Raw genomic sequence first — 1,280 nt, 5'->3', positions numbered from 1 at the left:
CTTCAATTTGGTTAAAACTTCTATCAAGGTTAGTAATAAAAGCCCCGTCAACAGTATCAATGGAATATTTTGTCCAATATGGAAGAATATCCGTCAATGCCTGATTTTTCCAGAAATTTCCTTCAAGGACATTTCCGTTTTGCTGTTTTCCCGATTCAGAACATCCTATCAGAAAAAACATGAAAAGTAAAATAATACTGAAATATTTGTTTATTGAAGTCATTTTGTTTTTAGTTTACTTATCCGTGATAAAAACTCATCATATTCAATTGGTTCTACTTCAAACAGACCTTTTTTCTGACCCAGCAAAACTTCTTTTACTATCTTCTCCATAGTGTCCTGATATAATTTGCTATCAACTTGATTTATGGAATGGGGATCTTTGTCAAAGGCAAGTTCAACTTTCCAAAGTCTGTCCATCAGTTCGTTTCCAATAAGCAAGTGTTTATTATACACAATATGAACAGCTTTTTTTTGCGGATGATAAGCAATATAATAATGATATACTCTTTTGGGTGCATTTATGGAATCATCAATAAAATAATGATTTTTTTCGGGATTATTTCTTCTGCTACATCCCAGAGTATATGCAATTACATCGCTTACTGTGTGATCCCTGCTACTAATAAGTGTAAACCCTTCTCTTTCCAATGGTTCTTCATCACCCATTATTAAATTTGTTGTTATCTGAGAAATCCGATATCCTCCTGCACCGCATAAACAAACGTGACCTAAAAAACGACTCACATCGTTAAAACCAATTTCCATTGTTTCCTTATCGGGAGGATAACTACCTGCCAGAATTCCATGATGATAATGGAAAAGTATTGGTGGAATATCATAGATAAAATCATATTTTTTATTCCATGGTGATTCGTTATTAATTGTTTGCGAAAATAATGTTACAGGAATTGTTGTAAGAGTAAAGAATAATATTCCTGTCATAAGAATTAGAATTGGGTTTAAGGTTTTTTTCATTTTAAATAATATTTATGAGTTTTATCTTTGATACTTTTCATATTAAGAGCTTTCCATACAGTATCTATTTCTGTTTTATACATTGTTATTAACTTATAATATTACAAATGCAAATATAATAAAAATTTTAAAATTAATTAGAACGCGGATAACACGGATTATGCGGATTATCGCAGATTTTATTTTAATTAGTTTTAAATTTATCATTTATATTTCTACTTATTTTTATCGTTTTTTATTTTTTATTATCTGTGTAAATCAGCGTAATCTGTGTTCTATTAGAACGCGGATAACACGGATTA

Annotated in this window: 2 protein-coding genes; both read right to left on the bottom strand. The window is 30.0% G+C overall.

Annotated elements, in window-relative coordinates; genetic code table 11:
- Positions 1 to 223 (bottom strand): hypothetical protein (locus U9R42_07195; protein ID MEA3495805.1); only part of this gene is annotated, 223 nt, incomplete at its 3' end.
- Entirely contained in the window at positions 220 to 978 is a 759-nt protein-coding gene (locus U9R42_07190) for a hypothetical protein (GenBank protein MEA3495804.1), read from the bottom strand. The genes U9R42_07195 and U9R42_07190, both read right to left, overlap by 4 nt.
- Positions 979 to 1,280: the final 302 nt, after the last annotated feature.

It is taken from the genome of Bacteroidota bacterium, assembly GCA_034723125.1.
Classification (GTDB): domain Bacteria; phylum Bacteroidota; class Bacteroidia; order CAILMK01; family JAAYUY01; genus JAYEOP01.
The sequence above is the reverse complement of the archived record's forward strand: the minus strand, read 5'-3'. Positions and strand labels throughout refer to the sequence as shown.